Annotated in this window: 22 protein-coding genes and 1 tRNA gene; 11 read left to right on the top strand and 12 right to left on the bottom strand. The window is 64.9% G+C overall.

What is annotated here, in order from left to right:
- Nucleotides 1–124: 124 nt before the first annotated feature.
- Complete coding sequence (locus SAS01S_RS03900) at nt 125–529, bottom strand: low affinity iron permease family protein (protein ID WP_066805113.1); 405 nt, start codon at nt 527–529, stop codon at nt 125–127.
- Between the two features lie 67 nt (nt 530–596).
- Between SAS01S_RS03900 and aguB the strand changes: the two genes are divergently transcribed.
- Nucleotides 597–1,445 carry an N-carbamoylputrescine amidase gene (gene aguB / locus SAS01S_RS03895; RefSeq protein ID WP_066805214.1) on the top strand — a complete coding sequence of 283 codons (849 nt, stop codon included), beginning with the start codon at nt 597–599 and terminating at the stop codon, nt 1,443–1,445.
- A 42-nt stretch (nt 1,446–1,487) separates the two neighbouring features.
- Here aguB and SAS01S_RS03890 read toward each other — a convergent pair whose 3' ends face one another.
- Complete coding sequence (locus SAS01S_RS03890; protein WP_157082651.1) at nt 1,488–2,111, bottom strand: glutathione S-transferase family protein; 624 nt, start codon at nt 2,109–2,111, stop codon at nt 1,488–1,490.
- 143 nt (nt 2,112–2,254) lie between these two features.
- Between SAS01S_RS03890 and SAS01S_RS03885 the strand changes: the two genes are divergently transcribed.
- Nucleotides 2,255–3,127, top strand: a complete 873-nt coding sequence (locus SAS01S_RS03885; protein WP_066805212.1) for a sigma-70 family RNA polymerase sigma factor — start codon at nt 2,255–2,257, stop codon at nt 3,125–3,127.
- A 24-nt stretch (nt 3,128–3,151) separates the two neighbouring features.
- Here the strand turns inward: SAS01S_RS03885 and SAS01S_RS03880 are convergent, their stop codons facing one another.
- Nucleotides 3,152–3,400 (bottom strand): hypothetical protein, encoded by a 249-nt coding sequence (locus SAS01S_RS03880; RefSeq protein ID WP_066805108.1) that lies wholly within the window; start codon nt 3,398–3,400, stop codon nt 3,152–3,154.
- Nucleotides 3,401–3,503: 103 nt separating this feature from the next.
- On the opposite strand from SAS01S_RS03880, the gene SAS01S_RS03875 reads away from it, so the two are divergent.
- On the top strand, nt 3,504–3,830 hold the full coding sequence (locus tag SAS01S_RS03875; protein ID WP_066805106.1) for an ArsR/SmtB family transcription factor: 327 nt from the start codon (nt 3,504–3,506) through the stop codon (nt 3,828–3,830).
- A complete protein-coding gene (locus SAS01S_RS03870; RefSeq protein WP_066805102.1) occupies nt 3,823–4,278 on the top strand; it encodes an SRPBCC family protein in 456 nt (151 codons plus the stop codon). Before SAS01S_RS03875 ends, SAS01S_RS03870 begins: the two co-directional genes overlap by 8 nt.
- 9 nt (nt 4,279–4,287) lie before the next feature.
- On the opposite strand, the gene SAS01S_RS03865 is transcribed toward SAS01S_RS03870, so the two are convergent.
- A complete protein-coding gene (locus SAS01S_RS03865) occupies nt 4,288–4,947 on the bottom strand; it encodes a uracil-DNA glycosylase (protein ID WP_066805098.1) in 660 nt (219 codons plus the stop codon).
- Between the two features lie 26 nt (nt 4,948–4,973).
- Here SAS01S_RS03865 and folK point away from each other — a divergent pair, with 26 nt between their 5' ends.
- Entirely contained in the window at nt 4,974–5,429 is a 456-nt protein-coding gene (folK, locus tag SAS01S_RS03860) for a 2-amino-4-hydroxy-6-hydroxymethyldihydropteridine diphosphokinase (RefSeq protein ID WP_066805095.1), read from the top strand.
- On the opposite strand, the gene SAS01S_RS03855 is transcribed toward folK, so the two are convergent.
- Nucleotides 5,426–5,761: a hypothetical protein gene (locus SAS01S_RS03855; protein WP_066805092.1), complete on the bottom strand. Its 336-nt coding sequence runs from the start codon at nt 5,759–5,761 to the stop codon at nt 5,426–5,428. The two genes, folK and SAS01S_RS03855, sit on opposite strands and share 4 nt — an antisense overlap.
- 108 nt (nt 5,762–5,869) lie before the next feature.
- On the opposite strand from SAS01S_RS03855, the gene SAS01S_RS03850 reads away from it, so the two are divergent.
- Nucleotides 5,870–5,945, top strand: a tRNA-Lys gene (locus tag SAS01S_RS03850).
- Between the two features lie 19 nt (nt 5,946–5,964).
- On the opposite strand, the gene galE is transcribed toward SAS01S_RS03850, so the two are convergent.
- The gene (galE, locus tag SAS01S_RS03845) at nt 5,965–6,963 is read right to left on the bottom strand and encodes a UDP-glucose 4-epimerase GalE (RefSeq protein ID WP_066805085.1); all 999 of its coding nucleotides are present in this window, start codon (nt 6,961–6,963) and stop codon (nt 5,965–5,967) included.
- Between the two features lie 82 nt (nt 6,964–7,045).
- On the opposite strand from galE, the gene msrA reads away from it, so the two are divergent.
- The gene (msrA, locus tag SAS01S_RS03840; RefSeq protein WP_066805082.1) at nt 7,046–7,594 is read left to right on the top strand and encodes a peptide-methionine (S)-S-oxide reductase MsrA; all 549 of its coding nucleotides are present in this window, start codon (nt 7,046–7,048) and stop codon (nt 7,592–7,594) included.
- A 102-nt stretch (nt 7,595–7,696) separates the two neighbouring features.
- Here the strand turns inward: msrA and aqpZ are convergent, their stop codons facing one another.
- Both aqpZ and SAS01S_RS03830 read right to left on the bottom strand, forming a co-directional pair.
- The gene (gene aqpZ / locus SAS01S_RS03835) at nt 7,697–8,422 is read right to left on the bottom strand and encodes an aquaporin Z (RefSeq protein WP_066805079.1); all 726 of its coding nucleotides are present in this window, start codon (nt 8,420–8,422) and stop codon (nt 7,697–7,699) included.
- Between the two features lie 127 nt (nt 8,423–8,549).
- Nucleotides 8,550–9,527 carry an L-threonylcarbamoyladenylate synthase gene (locus SAS01S_RS03830; protein ID WP_066805076.1) on the bottom strand — a complete coding sequence of 326 codons (978 nt, stop codon included), beginning with the start codon at nt 9,525–9,527 and terminating at the stop codon, nt 8,550–8,552.
- Between the two features lie 41 nt (nt 9,528–9,568).
- On the opposite strand from SAS01S_RS03830, the gene SAS01S_RS03825 reads away from it, so the two are divergent.
- Both SAS01S_RS03825 and SAS01S_RS03820 read left to right on the top strand, forming a co-directional pair.
- Nucleotides 9,569–11,287 carry an acyl-CoA dehydrogenase gene (locus SAS01S_RS03825; RefSeq protein WP_066805073.1) on the top strand — a complete coding sequence of 573 codons (1,719 nt, stop codon included), beginning with the start codon at nt 9,569–9,571 and terminating at the stop codon, nt 11,285–11,287.
- Complete coding sequence (locus SAS01S_RS03820) at nt 11,284–12,108, top strand: arylamine N-acetyltransferase family protein (RefSeq protein WP_066805070.1); 825 nt, start codon at nt 11,284–11,286, stop codon at nt 12,106–12,108. The genes SAS01S_RS03825 and SAS01S_RS03820 overlap by 4 nt, the downstream gene beginning before the upstream one ends.
- Nucleotides 12,109–12,163: 55 nt before the next feature.
- Here the strand turns inward: SAS01S_RS03820 and SAS01S_RS03815 are convergent, their stop codons facing one another.
- Nucleotides 12,164–12,748 (bottom strand): dienelactone hydrolase family protein, encoded by a 585-nt coding sequence (locus SAS01S_RS03815; RefSeq protein ID WP_066805068.1) that lies wholly within the window; start codon nt 12,746–12,748, stop codon nt 12,164–12,166.
- A gap of 99 nt (nt 12,749–12,847) precedes the next feature.
- Between SAS01S_RS03815 and SAS01S_RS03810 the strand changes: the two genes are divergently transcribed.
- On the top strand, nt 12,848–13,246 hold the full coding sequence (locus tag SAS01S_RS03810) for a VOC family protein (protein WP_066805065.1): 399 nt from the start codon (nt 12,848–12,850) through the stop codon (nt 13,244–13,246).
- Between the two features lie 68 nt (nt 13,247–13,314).
- Here SAS01S_RS03810 and SAS01S_RS03805 read toward each other — a convergent pair whose 3' ends face one another.
- From SAS01S_RS03805 to SAS01S_RS03795, 3 genes are all read right to left on the bottom strand, one after another.
- Nucleotides 13,315–14,874 carry a hypothetical protein gene (locus tag SAS01S_RS03805; protein ID WP_066805062.1) on the bottom strand — a complete coding sequence of 520 codons (1,560 nt, stop codon included), beginning with the start codon at nt 14,872–14,874 and terminating at the stop codon, nt 13,315–13,317.
- Between the two features lie 149 nt (nt 14,875–15,023).
- On the bottom strand, nt 15,024–15,377 hold the full coding sequence (locus SAS01S_RS03800) for a GntR family transcriptional regulator (protein WP_066805059.1): 354 nt from the start codon (nt 15,375–15,377) through the stop codon (nt 15,024–15,026).
- Between the two features lie 39 nt (nt 15,378–15,416).
- Nucleotides 15,417–15,995: a nitroreductase family protein gene (locus SAS01S_RS03795; protein ID WP_066805056.1), complete on the bottom strand. Its 579-nt coding sequence runs from the start codon at nt 15,993–15,995 to the stop codon at nt 15,417–15,419.
- Between the two features lie 149 nt (nt 15,996–16,144).
- Here SAS01S_RS03795 and SAS01S_RS03790 point away from each other — a divergent pair, with 149 nt between their 5' ends.
- Entirely contained in the window at nt 16,145–17,956 is a 1,812-nt protein-coding gene (locus tag SAS01S_RS03790) for a peptide MFS transporter (RefSeq protein ID WP_066805053.1), read from the top strand.
- Nucleotides 17,957–18,116: the final 160 nt, after the last annotated feature.

Below are 18,116 nucleotides of genomic sequence, written 5' to 3'. Positions count from 1 at the left end.
CATTCGCCTGGGCTATGGCGCGATACAATGCGATGATTGACCGAAGAGCCTCGCACAGCGAGGCTCCTTAAATCGCCGCGACCTCTGCGCCCTCTTGTGCCTTCGCGTGAGGGGACGTCCGTACTCATAACCGATCGATCAGCCGCTGGACCGAAGCATGGTCGGTGCCGACGCCGACCTCGCTGCATTCCTTTTCCAGCTTCGCCTTGATCTGCTCGAGTTCGTCCTGGGTCAGGTGCTCGATCCCGACGAACTCGTCGCGCGGCCCTTCGATCGCGCGGATCAATTCGTCGAGCTTGGCCTGGATCGCCGATCCGTCGCGATTCTGCGCATTCTGGATCAGGAACACCATCAGGAAGGTGACGATCGTGGTGCCTGTGTTGATGATCAGCTGCCACGTGTCCGAATAGTGGAAGATCGGTCCGGTCACGCCCCAGACGATGATCACTGATAGCGCCAGCATGAAGGCGGGCGGGCGCCCGGTCCAGCTGGCGACCTTGGCTGCAACCGTCTCGAAAATACGTTCCATCCCCCGCTCCTCTTGAACCTGAGGCAGGGACTGCCACTTTCACGCCTTCCCCGCTATGGCAGAGGTCATGACCCAGATCAGCGTAGCCGCGCTCCAGCTCGCCTTTTCCGATGATATCGAGGCGAATATCGCCAACGTCTCGCGCATGGTTCGCGAGGCGGCCGCCAGGGGTGCGCAAGTCATCCTGCCGCCCGAATTGTTCGAGGGCGAATATTTCTGCCGCGTCGAGGACGAAGGGCTGTTCGCCAGCGCCAGGCCGACCGCCGAGCATCGCGCAGTCCAGGCGATGCAGGCGCTCGCCGCCGATCTCAAGGTGTGGATCCCGACCAGCTTCTTCGAAGCCGACGGCCCGCATCATTATAACAGCCTGGCGATGGTCAATCCCGACGGCAAGGTCGCCGGCGTCTATCGCAAGAGCCACATTCCCGATGGCCCGGGATACGAAGAGAAATTCTATTTCCGTCCGGGCAATACCGGCTTCAAGGTATGGGACGGCCCCTCGGCCAAGCTCGGCGTCGGGGTGTGCTGGGACCAATGGTATCCCGAAACCGCGCGCGCGATGATGCTGATGGGCGCGGAGATCCTGTTCTACCCGACCGCGATCGGCAGCGAACCGCATGATGAGGGCCTCGACACCGCAAGGTTGTGGCGCCGCGCGATGGTCGGACATGCGGTGTCGAACGTCGTGCCTGTGGTCGCCGCCAACCGCATCGGCACCGAGCACGGTCAGACCTTCTACGGCACCAGCTTCATCACCGACGAGCGTGGCGACATCCTCGCCGAACTCGGGCGGGAGGAGGAAGGCGTGATCACCGCGACGCTCGACCTCGATCAGGTCAAGCGCCATCGTGCCGCGTTCGGCTTCTTCCGCGACCGCCGGCCGGAGCTCTACGGCCGGTTAGTCCAGGATATCTGATCGCGAAACCGGGCGCCGCTCGATGGCGACGCCCGGCTGACGTCACGCCGCGACGGCCATCCGCGGCTGGCCCAATGCCTTTTGCCACGCCGGCAACAGCGCGATCGTGTCGTAGAAGCGCTGGAGGTTGGGATAGGCGTCGAAGTCGATCGGCATCGCGTCGCGATACGGCTCGGCTGAGGCGATCGCGAAGTCGACGAAGCTCAGCCGGTCGCCAAGCATGAACTCGCGTGTCGCGAGATGGGCGTCGAGCACTGGCAGCAAGCGCGCCGCCTGCACCAGTGCGTCGTCGACCAGCGGCTGGTTGGTCGCACCCCAGCCCAATTGCGGACGCACAACCGACTCGAAGAAGATCGTGCCCAGGGCGCGGTTGTAATGGATACCTTCCCATAACAGCCAGCGCGCCATGTCCGCACGTTGACGGCGTTCGGTCGGCAGCATCGTGCTACCCTCGGCGAGATAGAGACCGATCGCGTTCGATTCCCACAAAACGACCTCGCCATCGACCAAAGTCGGCGCCAGGCGATTGGGATTGATCGCGGCATAGGCATCGGACTGGACCTGTTCGACGGTCATCGCGTCGATCTCCACCGGCAGGTCGAGATGGTGGATCAGCGCCAACACCTTGCGGGAATTCAGCGATTTAACCAGGGCATAGAGCTTCATGACATTCTCCGTCGAACCGGGCAGCCCAGCGCCGCCCGCTGTTGCCAAGGACGGAGGCTCGACGAAAAAGGATTCGCCCGGCCGAATCTTTTTCCGCGGCGCCACCGTCTATCCCGATAGAAGAACGGCGGATGGCGATGGACATGACGGACAAGACAGATCGAACCCGGATCGAGGCGCTGCTGGTCGAACTGCGGCCGGCGCTGCATCGTTATGCCGCGCGGATGGTGGGATCGGTGCTCGACGGCGAGGATGTGGTCCAGGACGCGATCGCGCGCGCCATGGCGGCGCTCGACCGCGCGCCGCCCGAAGGTGACGCCGCTGCCTGGTCGTTCCGCATCGTGCACAATGCCGCGATCGACCATTTGCGTGCGCGTGTGCGCCGCGGCGGTGAGCAGGAGATCCAGGAGGAGGATATGGTGTCGGACGGTGATGAGGCCGCCCGCCGCTTTGCCGCGGGCGCCGCGCTGGCGGTGTTCATGCACCTGCCACCGCTGCAGCGCGGGACCGTTATCCTCAAGGACGTGCTGGGCTATTCGAACGAGGAAGCCGCGGGGATTCTCGACACGACGCTGGCGGCGACCAAGGCTGCGTTGCACCGCGGTCGCGCGCGCCTCCGTACTCTCGCCGACGCGCCGTCATCCTCGCCGCCCGCCGATCGCGGCGACGTGATCCGGCTGCAGACCTATGTCGACCGCTTCAATGCGCGCGATTTCGACGCCATCCGCGCGATGCTCGCCGACGATGTGCGGTTCGAACTGGTGGCGCGAATGACGCGCGACCGCGCGGCATTCGAAACCTATTTCACGCGTTATACCGAAATGACGTCATGGCGCTTGTCGGTCGGCATGATCGAAGGCCGCGCCGCGGCGATCGTCCATGATCCCGCCGATCCGGCAGGACCGCCGACCGGGCTGATCGTGATCGATTGGGCCGACGGCCGCATCGTCCGGCTGCGCGACTTCTATCATGCACGCTACGTGCTGCGTGATGCGGTAATCTCGCTGCCGGGTTAAGGTACGCCCGGGGCCGGGCGGCCCTTAGCGCTTCCGCTTGGCCTTCGCTGCCGCCTTGGGCCGCGACTTGCCGCGGCGGAGCAGGAACGCGGTCAGGCCGCCGATCGCGGCAACCCCCGCAGCGACCGCTCCGCCCACCAGCAACATGCGCGGCGGACCGGATTGTTCTTCCTCGGGTTGGGGAGCCGGCGGCGGCGCGTGATGCACATGCGGCGGCTCGGCGATCGGATAAGGCGACTGGTTGTCGGGCGGAACGGGCGGTTCGTGGGTCATGCTCGGAACAACCGACGACGGCGAGTGAAGTTCAACCGCGCCCCGCCGAAAGGCAACCATTGGGTTGCATATTATCTTAAAGGCAACTAATGGGTTGCCTGTCATGCCGACCGACGACGACATCTTCCGGGCCTTGGCCGACCCCAGCAGGCGGCGCCTGCTCGATCGCCTGCACGTAACCGATGGCCAGTCGCTGGGCGACCTGTGCGAAGGCCTCGCCATGACGCGGCAAGCGGTCGCGAAGCATCTCGCCATGCTGGAGGCGGCCAATCTCGTCGTTGCGGTGCGGCAGGGCCGGGAAAAGCGGCACTTCATCAACCGCGTGCCGATCAACGAAATCGCCGAACGCTGGATCGGCAAGTTCGACCAGCCGCGGCTGAGCGCGCTGTCGGCGCTCAAGCAACATCTCGAAGGAGAAGACAATGACTGACCATGCGCAGAGCAGCTTCGTCTACGTGACCTACGTCAAGACGACTCCGGACCGGCTGTGGGAGGCGCTGATCGACCCCGACTTCGTCGCCCAATATTGGCTCGGAAACCGGCCCGAGGCGGAATGGCGGTTGGGCGGCAGCTGGAAATTGCTTTTTCCGGATGGCCGTGTTGCCGATCAGGGCGAGATTGTCGCGTTCGAACCGCCGAAGCGCCTCGGCATCCGCTGGCGTAACGAGTGGAAACCCGAGTTCAACGCCGAGGGCTATTCGATCTGCATGATGGAGCTGGAGCCTGCAGGAGAAGGCGTGAAGCTCAGCGTCACCCACAGCATCGAGCGTGCCGACTCGCCGTTCATTGCCGCGGTGTCCGGCGGCTGGCCGAAGATCCTCTCCAACCTCAAGTCGCTGCTCGAAACCGGGACGGTGGTGCTGCCCAACAAACCCTGATCGCGGAAATCAGACGCCGCGCAATGCGATCGCGCGCGCGAACACCGCTTCGAACATTTCCGCGGTCAGACGGCCGGTATTCTGGTTGTAGCGCGAGCAATGATAGCTATCGATCAGCATCCGCCCGTCGGGCACGCGATGTTCGGCGAGATGCGCGAAGCGGCATTTGGGGAGCTTGCCGCCCAGCACCTTGACCGCCGACTGGTGGGCGATCTGGCCAAGCGCGACGAACACGCGCGCGTTAGGCAGGACATCGACCTGGCCGGCCAGGAACGGGCGGCAGCTATGGATTTCCTCAGGCGTCGGCTTGTTCTCGGGCGGCAGGCATTTGACCGAATTGCAGATGATCACGCCGTCGAGCGCCAGCCCGTCATCGGGGCGCGATTGATAGGTGCCGCGAGTGAAGCCGAACTTGGCGAGCGTCGCGAACAACAGGTCGCCGGCATAATCGCCGGTGAAGGGGCGACCGGTACGGTTGGCGCCGTTCTTGCCCGGCGCGAGCCCGACGATGCACAGCCACGCGTGCGGATCGCCGAATGCGGGAACGGGGGCGTTCCACCAATCGGGATGCTCGACCCGCAAGTGCTCGCGAAACGCGACCAGGCGCGGGCAGCGCGGGCAATCGTGCGGCGGTTCGGTGTCGGGGATCGGGCCGGGTGCAAAGTCCATGCGCTTGCGGTAGGCCCGCTGGCGTCATGACGTCCAGCTATGTGATCGCCTTGGGCTCCAACCGCCGCGGCCGCCACGGTAGGCCCGCCGATGAGGTGCGCGCGGCGCTGGCGGCGATTGGCGGTGTCGTCATGACGTCACCCCTGGTCTCCACCGCCCCGCTCGGCCCGGCGCGGCGTCGCTTCGTCAATGCGGCGGCGCTGATCGAGAGCGACGACAGCCCGCCCGAACTGCTTGCGCGGCTGAAGGCGATCGAGAGTGCGTTCGGGCGCCGGCGCGGCCAGCGCTGGACCGACCGCGTGATCGACCTCGACATCATCCTGTGGTCGGGAGGCGCCTGGGCGAGCGACGGGCTGACCGTGCCGCATCCCGACTTCCGCCGGCGCGACTTCGTGCTCGGGCCGGTCGCGGCGATCGTGCCCGATTGGCGCGACCCGATGACCGGGCTGACGATGCGCCAATTGGGGGCACGTCTCCGCTAGAAGCTGCGCGCGCTTCCCACCGACGCGATCGCTGCGCCGAACAACACCAGCCACAACAGGCAAACGACCAAAGCGAGCCCGCCGGTCACCAGCCCGCCGATCGCCAGTCCCTTGCTGGTCGGGCTTCTTAGTCCGATCCCGCCGGTGATGAGCGCGGCGGGGGCGTGCAGCCACGAGATCAGCCCGATGATCGGAATGATCGAACAGATCAGCCCCAGGATGCCGAGGACCAGCGACGCGGTCGCCGCGCCCGACCCTTCCGAGGGCACAGGGTCGGGATAATAAGGAACCGGACGCACTGACGGGCGCATCGGATCGGGATCGCAGGCCATGATGCCCCTTATCGCTCCAATTCGGCATGGCTAGCGGCGACCGCGCCGGATGCCAAGCGGCGCAATGGTTGACCCGGCGTGCCTCGCCCCCTAAGCGCCGCCACCTTGGGGCTCGTAGCTCAGTCGGTAGAGCAACGGACTTTTAATCTGTAGGTCCCGGGTTCGAATCCCGGCGAGCCCACCACTTCCTTCTCCGCGCCGTCTTACCCTTGCCGCTCGGCCAATACCCGCTCCCAGGCCAGGGCGTCGCGGACGATGCGGTCGAGATCGTCATATTGCGGGCGCCACGGCAAGGTCGCGAGGATGCGGCGGTTATCCGACACCAACCCCGCCGGGTCGCCGGCGCGGCGGCCTTGGAACACGCGCTTGACCTCGTGATTGGTGACGCGATCGACGGCGTCGAGCACCTGCAGCACCGAATAGCCATGGCCATAGCCGGCGTTCATCGTCAGATTCTCGTCGGGCTCGGTGATCAGGCGGTCGAGCGCCTGGACGTGTGCGGCGGCGAGGTCGCTGACATGGATATAGTCGCGCACGCCGGTGCCGTCGGGGGTGGCGAAATCGGTGCCGAACACGCCGACATGGTCGCGCTTGCCGGTCGCCGCCTCGACCGCGACCTTGATCAGATGCGTGGCGCCGGCGGTCGACTGGCCCGACCGGCCCTGGGGATCGGCGCCGGCGACGTTGAAATAACGCAGCGCGCAATAATTGATCGGATGCGCGGCGGCGACGTCCTTCAGCATCGCCTCGGTCATCAGCTTGGACATCCCATAAGGATTGATCGGCAGCTTGGGATCGTCCTCCGCCACCGGGACGCGATCGGGGGTGCCATAGGTCGCCGCGGTCGAGCTGAAGATGAAATGCTTGACTCCCGAGACGACCGCGCTCTCGATCAAGGCGCGGCTGGCGACGGTGTTGTTGCGATAATATTTGAGCGGGTTCTCGACCGATTCGGGCACCACCACCGATCCGGCAAAATGCATCACCGCCAGGACGTCGTGCTCGCGCATCGCGGCGCGCACCTTGTCGTCATCCTCGATATTGGCGACGACCAAAGTGGCGCGCGGATCGACAGCCCAGTCGAACCCGGTGACGAGATTGTCGACCACCACCACATCCCAGCCCGCGTCGAGCAGGGCCAGCACCGCATGGCTGCCGATATAGCCCGCGCCGCCCGTGACCAGCACCTTGCCCTTGCTCATTCGCGCATCCTTTTCGCCTGCCTCTTTGCCGCTGCGCGCGCCGTACCTATCTTTAGGTCAACTTGAAAAGGGAGTGAGACGAATGTCCCTCGAATTTGCGACGCTTGCCGGCGGCTGCTTCTGGTGCACCGAGGCGGTGTATAATGACGTGATCGGCGTCGAGAGCGTCGAAAGCGGCTATATTGGCGGCCATGTCGCCAACCCGACCTACAAACAGGTGTGCGGCGGCGACACCGGCCATGCCGAGGCAATCCGGGTCGGGTTCGATCCCGAGCGGATCTCCTATGCCGACCTGCTCGACATCTTCTTCGCGACGCACGACCCGACCACGCTCAACCGCCAAGGCAATGACGTCGGCACGCAATATCGCTCGGCGATCTTCCCGCACGATGCGGCGCAGCAGGCAGAGGCCAAGGCGGCGATCGTGCGCAATGCCAGCGAGTGGCCCAATCCGATCGTGACGACGATCGAGCCGCTCGGTGAGTGGTATCCGGCGGAGGATTACCACCAGGAATATTGGGACGGCGAAGGCCAGCGGAATCCGTACTGCCTCGCGGTGATCCCGCCCAAGCTCAAGAAACTCCGCAAGAGCTTCGCCGCGCGGTCCAAGGCCGAGACGGCGGCGGCCTGACGATCAACCGTCATCCCAGCGCAAGTTGGGATCTCAGGCGGGGAAATACTGCCGGAGACCCCGGCTTTCGCCGGGGTGACGGTGATTGGTTAGGGCAATTGGTTACAGCGCCTCACCCTCGACCGGCGGCCTGACCGTCGCGTCGGCACCGAGCGCCTTGTAGACGACACCACCCAGAATCCCGCCGATCAGCGGCGCGACCCAGAATACCCAGAGCTGCTCGATCGCCCAGCCGCCGACGACCAGCGCCTGGCCGGTCGAGCGCGCCGGATTGACCGAGGTATTGGTCACCGGGATCGAGACGAGATGGATCAGCGTCAGCGCGAGCCCGATCGCGATCGGCGCGAAGCCGGCCGGCGCACGCGTATCGGTCGCGCCCATGATCACGACCAGGAACATGAAGGTCATGACGATTTCGATCGTCACGGCGGCGACCAGCGAATATTTGCCGGGCGAATGCTCGCCGAACCCATTGGTGGCGAACCCGCCCATCTCCCAGCCGGGCTGTCCCGAGGCGATGAAATAGAGCAGATAGGCGGCGATCACCGCGCCGAGCACCTGGGCGACGACGTAGAGCGGAATGTCCTTGCCTGAAAAACGCCCGCCCGCCCACAAGCCGAGCGTGACCGCCGGATTGAGGTGGCAGCCGGAGATATGTCCGATCGTATAGGCCATCGTCAGGACAGTGAGGCCGAAAGCCAGGGAAACCCCGGCAAAGCCGATGCCGGCGCCGGGAAAATTACAGGCCAGGACCGCGGCACCACAGCCGCCGAAAACGAGCCAGAACGTGCCGATAAGCTCGGCGAGTCCGCGTTGGATGTTCGTCATACGCCCCTCTCCTTGGTCGTGCCGCCTTACGGAACGAGTGCCGGAACGGCCCGATGGAAGGGAGACTAAACGTCGTTTCGCCAGTGTAAAGACGTAACGGGTAAAGACGTAACGGCTTGTTTTGCAGTCATTCCCGATGCGAGGCGCGGCGCAATCGGTCGTTGATTGCGACGCCGATGCCTTCGTTGGGGACGGGGGCGATCGCGATTTTCGGCTGCGGTGAGGCGTCGCCCCGGTGCAGCGCGTCGAACAGATTGGCCGCCGCCTCGGCGAGGTCGCCGCTTGGCGAGAGATTGTCGTTGCCCCCGGTCGCGGCGAATCCGATCATCCATTCGTCTTCGGCGCCGCGCGGCGCGTCGATCCGCAAGGGTTTGCGCGGGGCGTAATGCGCGAGCAACTGGCCCGGCGATTCGATCTGCTCGGGCTGGCTGCCATCTTCACCGGTATCGAAGCGATCGAGCTTCACGCCGGGCCGGGTGATCGCCGCGCGCACTTCGTCGATCGTCACGGGACCGTGGCGCAGGATGCGCGTCATCCCGAACACTTCGCGCACGATGGTCGATTCGATCCCCTGGCTGGTCGGCCCGTCGTCGAGGATCAACGGGATGCGCCCATCGAGGCTGGCGGCGACATGCTCGGCGCGCGTCGGGCTGATCGACCCCGAAGCATTGGCCGACGGCGCCGCCAGCGGCCGCCCGCTTGCTTCGAGCAAAGCGCGCATCGCGCGGTGCCGCGGCACGCGAATCGCGATCGTCTCAAGCCCTGCGGTCACCAGCGACGCGATCTGCGCCGAGGGCTTGAGCGGCAGCACCAGGGTCAGCGGGCCCGGCCAGAACGCTTCGGCCAGCGCATCGGCGCGCCGGTCGAACGCGGCGATCCGCTTCGCCTCGGCGAGATCGGGGACATGGACGATCAGGGGATTGAAACTCGGCCGTCCCTTGGCCGCATAGACCGCGGTGACCGCGGCGGCGTTGGTCGCGTCGGCGGCCAGGCCATAGACCGTCTCGGTCGGGACCGCGACGCAAGCGCCTTGCCGGATCAGCGCCGCCGCTTCGGCGACGGAAGCGGCTCCATAAGGTAAAGTGCGGGTGAGTTGCGCGTCCATCGCCGGGGGCTATAGCGCGTCGGATCAGGAGAGGAAGCCGAATGCCCTTCAATCCCGCCGTTCGTGAGCAGCGTTTCGTGCTCGACCATGTCGCGCAGCTGGCCGATCTCGCCGCGACTGAGCGCTTCGCCGACGCCACCCCCGATCTGGTCGACGCGGTGCTCGAAGGCGCTGGCGCCTTCGCCGCGGGCGAATGGGCGCCGCTGGCGCGCGCGGGCGATACCGACGGCCCCAAATGGACTCCCGATGGCGTCAAGATGCCGGCCGGCTATCCCGAAGCCTATCGCGCCTATGTCGAGGGCGGCTGGGGCACGATCGGCGCGCCCGGCGATTTCGGCGGACAGGGCCTGCCGTTCGTGCTGGCGAGCGCAGTGCTCGAGACTTTGGGTGCCGCCAATATGGGCTTCGCGCTCGCCCCCACCCTGACCGTCGGCGCGATCGAGGCATTGCTCCACCACGGCACGCCCGAGCAGCAGGCCGCCTATCTCCCGCATCTCGCGACCGGCGCCTGGACCGGCACGATGAACCTAACCGAGCCCCAGGCCGGCTCAGACGTCGGCGCGCTCCGCAGCCGCGCCGAGCCCGCGGGTGACGGCAAATGGAAGATTTCGGGCACCAAGATCTTCATCTCGTTCGGCGATCACGACATGGCCGACAATATCGTCCACCTCGTCCTCGCCCGCACACCCGGCGCACCCGAGGGGACGCGCGGTATCTCATTGTTCCTGGTGCCCAAATACCGCCTCGACGCCGACGGCAAGCCCGGCGAGTTCAACGATGTTCGGGTCGTCTCGATCGAACACAAGATGGGGCTGCACGCCTCGCCGACCTGCGTTTTGTCGTTCGGCGACAATGGGGACTGTATCGGCGAGCTGATCGGTGCGGAGAATGCCGGCATGCGCGCGATGTTCACGATGATGAACAATGCCCGGCTCAATGTCGGCTTGCAGGGCGTGCAGGTGGCGGAAGCCGCGACGCAGAAAGCGGTCGATTACGCTCGCGAGCGCATCCAGTCCGCCCGCGCCGGTTCGGCCGACAAGACCCCGGTCGCGATCATCGAGCATCCCGACGTCCGCCGCATGCTGATGCGGATGAAGGCGCAGACCCAGGCGGCACGCGCATTGGTCTATCTCGCTTCGGCGCAAGTCGACCGCGCGGGCCTGGGCGACGAGGCGGCGAAGGACCGGCTCGAAATCCTGACGCCGCTGGCCAAGGCGCATGGCACCGATCTCGGCAACGAAGTCGCCAGCCTGGGCATCCAGGTCCATGGCGGCATGGGCTATATCGAGGAGACCGGCGCGGCGCAGTTCTTCCGCGATGCCCGCATCACCCCGATCTACGAAGGCACCAACGGCATCCAGGCCGCCGATCTGGTCGGGCGCAAGCTCGGCCTGTCGAACGGCGCGGCGTTTGCGACGCTGATCGCCGACATGCGCGCCGAGGCCGAGGAGTCGGCGCTGCGCATGCTGATCGATGCCTGCGACGAAGTCGGCCGCCGGCTGGCGACGGCGGACGCCGACGATCGTCTGGCGGCGAGCTATCCGTTCCTCAATATGGTGTCCGTAGCGGTGTGCGGCTGGCTGATGGAGCGGCAGGGGCGCGCGGCGGCCGATGGCGATGACGATTTCCTGCGCATGAAGCGCGCGGTCTGCGCTTTCTATGTAGAGCAGATCGTGCCCGAGGCGCTGGGCCTGCACGCCGCAGCGGCAGCGCCCGCGGCCGGGCTCTATCAATTACCTGCGGCGTTGTTCGCGGCATGAGTTTCGACCTCGACGCCTATTTCGACCGAATCCGGCTCGCCGAACGCCCGGCCTGCGATCTCGAAGGCCTGGCCACGCTCCAGCGCGCGCACCGGCTGGCGATTCCGTTCGAGAATCTCGACATCAGGCTCGGCCGCGGCATCGCGATCGACAGCGATTCGGTGTTCGCCAAGCTCGTGACGCGGCGGCGCGGCGGTTATTGTTTCGAACAGAATCGATTGTTCTGCGACGCGCTGACCGAATTGGGCTTCACCGTCAGGCCGCTGCTCGCGCGCGTCTGGTTCGGCGCGACTGCGACGCCGGGGCGGACGCACATGGTGCTACTGGTGACGCTCGACGGCCAGGACTGGCTCGCCGATGCCGGCTTCGGCGGCAGCTATTCGCCGGTCATGCCGTTGATCGACGGGGCGGAGGCGACCGCGCCCGACGGTGCCTTGTTCCGCCTGACTCACGATAAACGCGGCTGGATGCTGTCGCGCGACGGCAACCCCGCGACCACCGACGGGCGGGAGTCGGGCGAGGGCTGGGTCGAGCAATTCAGTTTCACGCTCGACGAGGTACCGCAGATCGACCTCGTCATGTCCAACCATTGGACCGCGACCGCGCCGAACACGCGGTTCACCGATCTGGTCGTGGTCAGCATCGTCCTGCCGCACGGCTTCGCCGCGCTGACCGACCGCGCCTATCGCCGCCATTCGGCAGGCGAGGACACGACCGGCACGATCGACGATCCGCGCGTCTATCGCTTGCGGCTCAGCATGTTGTTCGGGATCGACCTGAGCGAAGAGGAAGTCGCGCGGCTGGGGTTGTTCGGCGATTGATTGCCTCACGCGGAGGTACGGAAACTCTTCTGCGCCGGCCGCGCCGCTACGCGAATCAACTTTGCGCCTTCGCGCCGTGATCTACCGTATCAAGGAATCGGCTGACCCGATCCCATACCAGCTCTGCCCCATCGGCATCGAAGTCGTTCAGGGAGGGATCGGTGAAGAAATGCCCGAGACCAGGGTATCGATACATTTCCATCCCGGATGCCGCAGCCAGACGCATCCATTCGTGCAGCTGAGACGGCAGCGCAAAGGGATCGGGATCCGCCAGGTGCACCTGAACCGGAACACGTGGATCGAGATTTGCAGGTACGCTCGCCAGGCCGTGCAGCAGCACGATTCCACTCGCTTGCCGGCGTTCGGGCCAGATCGACGAAACCACCCCAGCACCCATGGAAAAGCCAAGCAGGACGGTCGTTGACGGTGCTTGCTCCAGCGCGGCGCGAGCTCGATCACAGATCAGCGGCCAACCGACCTGCTCCATAATCGCGAACCCCTCCTCCACCGTGGCGGCCGTCCGCCCCTCGAACAGGTCGGGTGCGAAGACGCTATGGCCGCGGGCCTGAAAGCGCGCGACGGTGGCGAGCTCGATCGCTCTCAAGCCCAAGACCGAGTGAAAGATCGCGATCGTTGCCATATGAGTGTCCGGTTGTTCATATCCCGGGCGGCCTGACCATGGCCGGCCCGATTCAGGCGGTCCGCTTTGGAAGACCGACCGATCAATGGTGGAGGACGTATGCTGGGCGTCAAGAAGATTGTCGCGAGACTTCCGGTGCAGGATCTCGATCGGGCACGCGCCTGGTACGCCGAGAAGCTGGGCCTCACGGCCGACGAAACGCGGCCGGGCGGAGTGCGGTATGTGATCGGATCGTGCGAATTCGCCTTATTCGTATCCGCCGGCAAGTCGGATGGCGCGTTTACGCAGCTGGGATTCGAAGTGGAGGATTTGCGGGCGGCGGTCGCACAGCTGAGGTCGAACGGCGTCGTCTTCGAAGACTATAGCGAGGGCCGGCTGCGGACCGAGGACAGTATTGCAACGATCCAGGGCAATTATCCGAGCAAGGGGGCGGGCGAATATGCAGCCTGGTTCCGCGATAGTGAAGGCAACATGCTGGGGATATCGGAGCCTTTCTAAGGCACGTATTCGGGATCGACCTGAGCGAAGAGAGAGTTGCGCGGTTGGGCTGCTCCAGCGTGCCGCCCTCAATTGCCGTCCTTACCAGGCAGATGCAGAACCCGTCCGCCAATGCGTTCGCGGCGAGGATAGGCGAGGTGGATAGCTTCGACGACCTTCGGATTGAACCGTTGGTCGAACACCACGTCACCGCGATCGCCATCGGTGATGAAGAATCCGAACCGGTGTTCTTCGATCAGCGTCACGAACTTCGATTCGTCATAGCGCCCGGCGCTGCCTAGCTCGGCAACGATGGATGGCTCCCAGTGCATCGATTGCCCCGCGCGGATCAAGAGTGTCGCGTCGTCGGAAATCACGGGTCGTTTGGTCTGACGGATGCGATCGACGATCGCGTCAAGCGCTCGCTGCTGAACGTCGACGGCGCCGCGATCGGGCAACAGCCCGGCGCCGGCGGTTTGCAGCGGCAGGACAATGCCGACCAACCCCAGCAGGATCACGTTCGGTTTCGCCGGCAAACGCAATGTCGAACGCAACACCGGCACCATCGCGATGCCGAACAATATTGCGAGCTCGGAAAACCAGTCGATCAGGTAATTGTCGCTCGCGCCCGATTTCAGGATCGCCGGCAGCATCAACGTCTTGCACGCCAGTGCCGCGACGACGACCGAAATCGCCACGTTTTTCAGATCGGCGGCGAGCCACGCCTTTAGATCACGCCAATGCCGCAGGCCCGAGCAGCGAACGCTGTCGAGAAGGCCGAATGTTCCTATCCCGATTACCGCGACATTGGCCAGCAGCACCACGCCGAAAGCAGATGCGTGATCCCAGATGATGCGATTGATATTGTACGAAACGATATTCAGCAGAAAGCCGCCCTGGGTAGCGGCTTCGAGCATAGCAAGGACCGCCAGCCCGCTCGCGACCGCAACGGCAGCCATCAGCCAGGCCCGTGAAGGGCGCACGGCGACAAGGACCAGGAACGCGCCCGCTGGCGCCGGCAGGCTGGTTTGGCGCGTGTACAATGCCGCCGTGAACATAAGGCCGGCAGCGACACAGGCGCTAATCGACCGAGGGGCGTGAATCGCCAGCACCATACCTGCGAGCGACAAGGCGCATGCCAACAGATCGATCCGCATCAACAGCGCCCATTCGTCGACCACCGGCAGCGTGAGGAACGCCAATCCTGCAATCGTCGCGGCACCGAAGACCACCTTCCGGTTTTCGCCGGCGAGGGCATAAGCGGTCAGCCGGGCGATGAGCATGGCACATGCGACCGCCGACGCCACCGACACCAGCCGCCCGGCGTAAAGCTCGTCGATCCCGGTGATCCGCGCGACACCTGCCGCGCAAAGATGGAATAAAGGCGGGTATTCATAAGCAATCGCGGGATAGATCCCGATCGCCTGGTAACCCTCGCCCTGGACGATGTTGCGCATCTGCTGCCAGACGACGCCTTCGCCGTAATCGAAGGCATAGGGAAAATGGAACGCGATGGACGCGTGCGCCGTAAATCGGACGAGCGCGACGAGGAACACCGCCGCCAGAATGCCGATCGCCGCGCGACTGACCAGGATTGTGCCGGGCTTGAGCGCGGCGGCTGACCCGCTTCCCGTTTCCTGCCCCGCCATGATCAGCTAATTACCGGCAGCGCTCGCCACGTCAAAGCGGATCGCTGAGCGGCCGCATTTGGGCGATCGTCGTGCAGAGACGGCCGCGGCGCGGATGGGCGCTCCAAGGCGCTTTCCAGCGACCGTAAGGGCCGGAATTCGGGCGGAATTCAGGCGCCTTCGCGCTCAAGCAGATCGGCGGCGTCGAGCCCGAGCAGCTCGATATAATCGGCGATGCGGGGCCATTGCTGCGTCACGAAGCGATCGCGCTCGGCGATGCGGAGCTTTTCCGCCGCGCCGGGCAGGACGAACATGCCGACCCCGCGCCGCACCTCGACATAACCATCGTCCTGAAAACTCTGATAGGCCTTGGCCACCGTCAGCGGGTTGGCGCCGTGTTCGGCCGCGAGGGCGCGGACCGACGGCAATTGGTCGCCCGCACGATATTCGCCCCGCAGGATTGCCGCCGAGATCGTGCCCCTCAACCGGATGTAAACCGGGCTGTCATCATTGCTAAGTGCCATGGTGCATTAATACAGCAATGGTCAAAAGAGTCCAGTCAATTACCCTTGCCATGTTGAAATAATCTTTTGCAAATCAGGGCGCGGCCTTTCTTCTAGTTGCTTTGCCGGCGTTCCCAAGAAGATATACCCGGCGATCCGTTCGGGCTCCGCGCCGAACGCATCGCGGACCGCGTCCGAATAGGCCGCCCAACCGGTCAGCCAGCCGCCGGCGAACCCCAGGGCATGCGCGGCGTGAAGCAGGTTCATGGCCGCGGCGCCGGCCGACAATTGCTGTTCCCAAAGCGGGATGTGGCTGTCGACCTTGGGCGATGACAGCACCACCACCAAAGTAGGCGCCTGGATCGCGAATTGCTCGAGCGCCTCGATCTCCAGCCGAGCCGCTTGGGGACGCTCGGCGCGATAGGCCGTGGTGATCAGTTCGGCCAGCGCGGCGCGCTTGTCGGCGGGGACGATCACGAACCGCCACGGCGCGAGCTTGCCATGGTCGGGAGTGCGCGCCGCGATCTCCAGGATTTGCCGCAGCTGCGCATCGTCGGGACCGGGCGCGACAAGATCGCGCGGCTTGCCCGACCGGCGGGTCGACAGCAGCGAAAGCGGGGTAGAGCGGTCGTTGAACATGGCCGTGATCTAGGGGGGCGCGCGCCCAGCGGCAACGGCGTCCGCGGGCTGTCGGCGGTATATTTACTCGCCCTGCTTTGCCGCTAGTCTCGCTCCATCCACTCGCTGCGTTTTGAGACGGCGAGAGCAAGAATTCAGGGAGCGAATGCATGGTGGACACCCCGACCGCGGACAATCCGCGCGAGCCAGATATCACCCATATCAACCCGGCGGCCGAGGGAACCTGGTTCGGCCATCCCAAGCCGCTATTCTGGCTGTTCGGCACCGAAATGTGGGAGCGGTTCGGCTTTTACGGCATGCGAGCGCTGCTCACGCTCTACCTCACCAAGCATTTCATCCTTGGCGACCGCGCCTCGACTGGCCTTTATGGCGGCTATACCGCCTTGGTCTATCTGACTCCGCTGGTCGGCGGGCTGCTTGCCGACCAATATCTCGGCTCGAAACGGGCGGTGCGGTTCGGCGCGCTGATGATGGCGGTCGGTTATTTCACGCTCGCCTTCGGCGGCCAGCCGGCCAAGCCCTATCAGGTGATCGACGGCAAGAAGTACGAAGTGGTCGTCACCAATTTCCGCGACGCTCCGACCAGCGATGCCAAGGAAGCGCGCTACATCGTCGACAACGGCCAGAAGCTGACGATGCGCGGCAATGACGACGGCAGCATGTCGCTGCTCGCTGCCGACGGCAAGGAAGTCCGCAAGCTCGCCAAGGGCAGTTTTGCCGAAGAGGCCGAGCGCAGCCCTTTCCTGACGATGATCCTGCTCTGCGCGCTGTCGCTGGTCTCGGTCGGCAATGGCTTCTTCAAGCCCAATATCTCGACGATGGTCGGCGAGCTCTACGAGCAAGGCGACCGCCGCCGCGATGCCGGCTTCACCATCTTCTACATGGGAATCAACACCGGCTCGATCCTCGGCCAGTTCCTCTGCGCGATCTTCGCCGACAGTTTCGGATGGCCGTTCGGGCTCGGGCTCGCCGGCGTGGCGATGGTGATTTCGTTCTTCATGATCAGTTATCATGGCGGCCGGCTCGACGCGTACGGCAACCCACCGCCACGCGAAGGCCCCGACCGGGCGATGCTGATCTACGCCCTCTCGATCGTCGCCGTGCCGGTGGTCTATTTCCTGTTCGTCAATTTGATGCAGGCCGAAGAACCCGCCGCGGGATCGGGCTTCATCGGATATCTCGCGTCGCTCCCGCTCACGGGTAAATTGCTGTTCGGCACCTTCATCATCTCGGTTCCCGGCATCCTCATCTGGTCGTTCGTGAAGGGTAGCCGCAAGGAAGGCGAGATGATGGTCGCGGCGATGGTGCTGATCGTCTTCAACGTCGTCTTCTGGACCTTGTTCGAACAGGCCGGGTCGAGCCTGACCCTGTTCGCCGACCGCAATACCGACCGCACCGTGATCGGCGACTGGGTAATGTCGGCGCCACAGACGCAGAATTTCAACCCGATCTCGATCGTGCTGCTCGCGCCGGTGATGAGCGCTTTGTGGGGCTGGCTCGCGCGGCGCGGCTGGGAGCCATCGATCCCGATCAAGTTCGCCGGCGCGTTGATGGGCGTGGGCGCTGGCTTCCTGTTCCTCGTCTGGGGCTCGACCTTCGCCGACAGCAGCTTCAAGGTCGGCCTGTGGTGGCTCGCCGGGCTCTATGTGATCCACTCGATCGCAGAGCTCTGCATTTCGCCCGTGGGGCTATCGATGATTACCAAATTGTCGATCGCGCGCGTCGTCGGGCTGATGATGGGCGTGTGGTTCCTGTCGATCTCGGTCGCGCAATATGTCGCCGGCCTGGTCGCCCAGTTTGCCAGTGTCGACACCGTCGGCGGGCAGGTCACCAATCTGAAGGTCAGCCTGGATATCTATACGCACACCTTCACGATGATCGCGCTGATTGCGATTGGACTGGGCGTGTTGCTGTTGTTGCTGTCCTGGCCGCTCAAGAAGTGGATGCACGGGGTCCAGTGAGTATCGACATTCTGCCCTGAGCGCGGCTGGCAGTTTTAAATCCTCCCCCGCCAGGGGGAGGTGGCAGGCGCAGCCTGACGGAAGGGGAGGAAGCACGACGGTGAGTGTCTCGCTGTCCGCCCCCTCCGTCGCCTTCGGCGCCACCTCCCCCTGGCGGGGG

It is taken from the genome of Sphingomonas asaccharolytica NBRC 15499, assembly GCF_001598355.1.
GTDB lineage: Bacteria > Pseudomonadota > Alphaproteobacteria > Sphingomonadales > Sphingomonadaceae > Sphingomonas > Sphingomonas asaccharolytica.
This window is presented reverse-complemented; position numbering and strand designations above follow the sequence as displayed.

Bases quoted from the DNA above. Each gene is read 5' to 3' on its own strand.
- SAS01S_RS03900 (WP_066805113.1), bottom strand. From the start codon at position 529: ATGGAACGTATTTTCGAGACGGTTGCAGCCAAGGTCGCCAGCTGGACC.
- aguB (WP_066805214.1), top strand. From the start codon at position 597: ATGACCCAGATCAGCGTAGCCGCGCTCCAGCTCGCCTTTTCCGATGAT.
- SAS01S_RS03890 (WP_157082651.1), bottom strand. From the start codon at position 2,111: ATGAAGCTCTATGCCCTGGTTAAATCGCTGAATTCCCGCAAGGTGTTG.
- SAS01S_RS03885 (WP_066805212.1), top strand. From the start codon at position 2,255: ATGACGGACAAGACAGATCGAACCCGGATCGAGGCGCTGCTGGTCGAA.
- SAS01S_RS03880 (WP_066805108.1), bottom strand. From the start codon at position 3,400: ATGACCCACGAACCGCCCGTTCCGCCCGACAACCAGTCGCCTTATCCG.
- SAS01S_RS03875 (WP_066805106.1), top strand. From the start codon at position 3,504: ATGCCGACCGACGACGACATCTTCCGGGCCTTGGCCGACCCCAGCAGG.
- SAS01S_RS03870 (WP_066805102.1), top strand. From the start codon at position 3,823: ATGACTGACCATGCGCAGAGCAGCTTCGTCTACGTGACCTACGTCAAG.
- SAS01S_RS03865 (WP_066805098.1), bottom strand. From the start codon at position 4,947: ATGGACTTTGCACCCGGCCCGATCCCCGACACCGAACCGCCGCACGAT.
- folK (WP_066805095.1), top strand. From the start codon at position 4,974: ATGACGTCCAGCTATGTGATCGCCTTGGGCTCCAACCGCCGCGGCCGC.
- SAS01S_RS03855 (WP_066805092.1), bottom strand. From the start codon at position 5,761: ATGGCCTGCGATCCCGATCCGATGCGCCCGTCAGTGCGTCCGGTTCCT.
- galE (WP_066805085.1), bottom strand. From the start codon at position 6,963: ATGAGCAAGGGCAAGGTGCTGGTCACGGGCGGCGCGGGCTATATCGGC.
- msrA (WP_066805082.1), top strand. From the start codon at position 7,046: ATGTCCCTCGAATTTGCGACGCTTGCCGGCGGCTGCTTCTGGTGCACC.
- aqpZ (WP_066805079.1), bottom strand. From the start codon at position 8,422: ATGACGAACATCCAACGCGGACTCGCCGAGCTTATCGGCACGTTCTGG.
- SAS01S_RS03830 (WP_066805076.1), bottom strand. From the start codon at position 9,527: ATGGACGCGCAACTCACCCGCACTTTACCTTATGGAGCCGCTTCCGTC.
- SAS01S_RS03825 (WP_066805073.1), top strand. From the start codon at position 9,569: ATGCCCTTCAATCCCGCCGTTCGTGAGCAGCGTTTCGTGCTCGACCAT.
- SAS01S_RS03820 (WP_066805070.1), top strand. From the start codon at position 11,284: ATGAGTTTCGACCTCGACGCCTATTTCGACCGAATCCGGCTCGCCGAA.
- SAS01S_RS03815 (WP_066805068.1), bottom strand. From the start codon at position 12,748: ATGGCAACGATCGCGATCTTTCACTCGGTCTTGGGCTTGAGAGCGATC.
- SAS01S_RS03810 (WP_066805065.1), top strand. From the start codon at position 12,848: ATGCTGGGCGTCAAGAAGATTGTCGCGAGACTTCCGGTGCAGGATCTC.
- SAS01S_RS03805 (WP_066805062.1), bottom strand. From the start codon at position 14,874: ATGGCGGGGCAGGAAACGGGAAGCGGGTCAGCCGCCGCGCTCAAGCCC.
- SAS01S_RS03800 (WP_066805059.1), bottom strand. From the start codon at position 15,377: ATGGCACTTAGCAATGATGACAGCCCGGTTTACATCCGGTTGAGGGGC.
- SAS01S_RS03795 (WP_066805056.1), bottom strand. From the start codon at position 15,995: ATGTTCAACGACCGCTCTACCCCGCTTTCGCTGCTGTCGACCCGCCGG.
- SAS01S_RS03790 (WP_066805053.1), top strand. From the start codon at position 16,145: ATGGTGGACACCCCGACCGCGGACAATCCGCGCGAGCCAGATATCACC.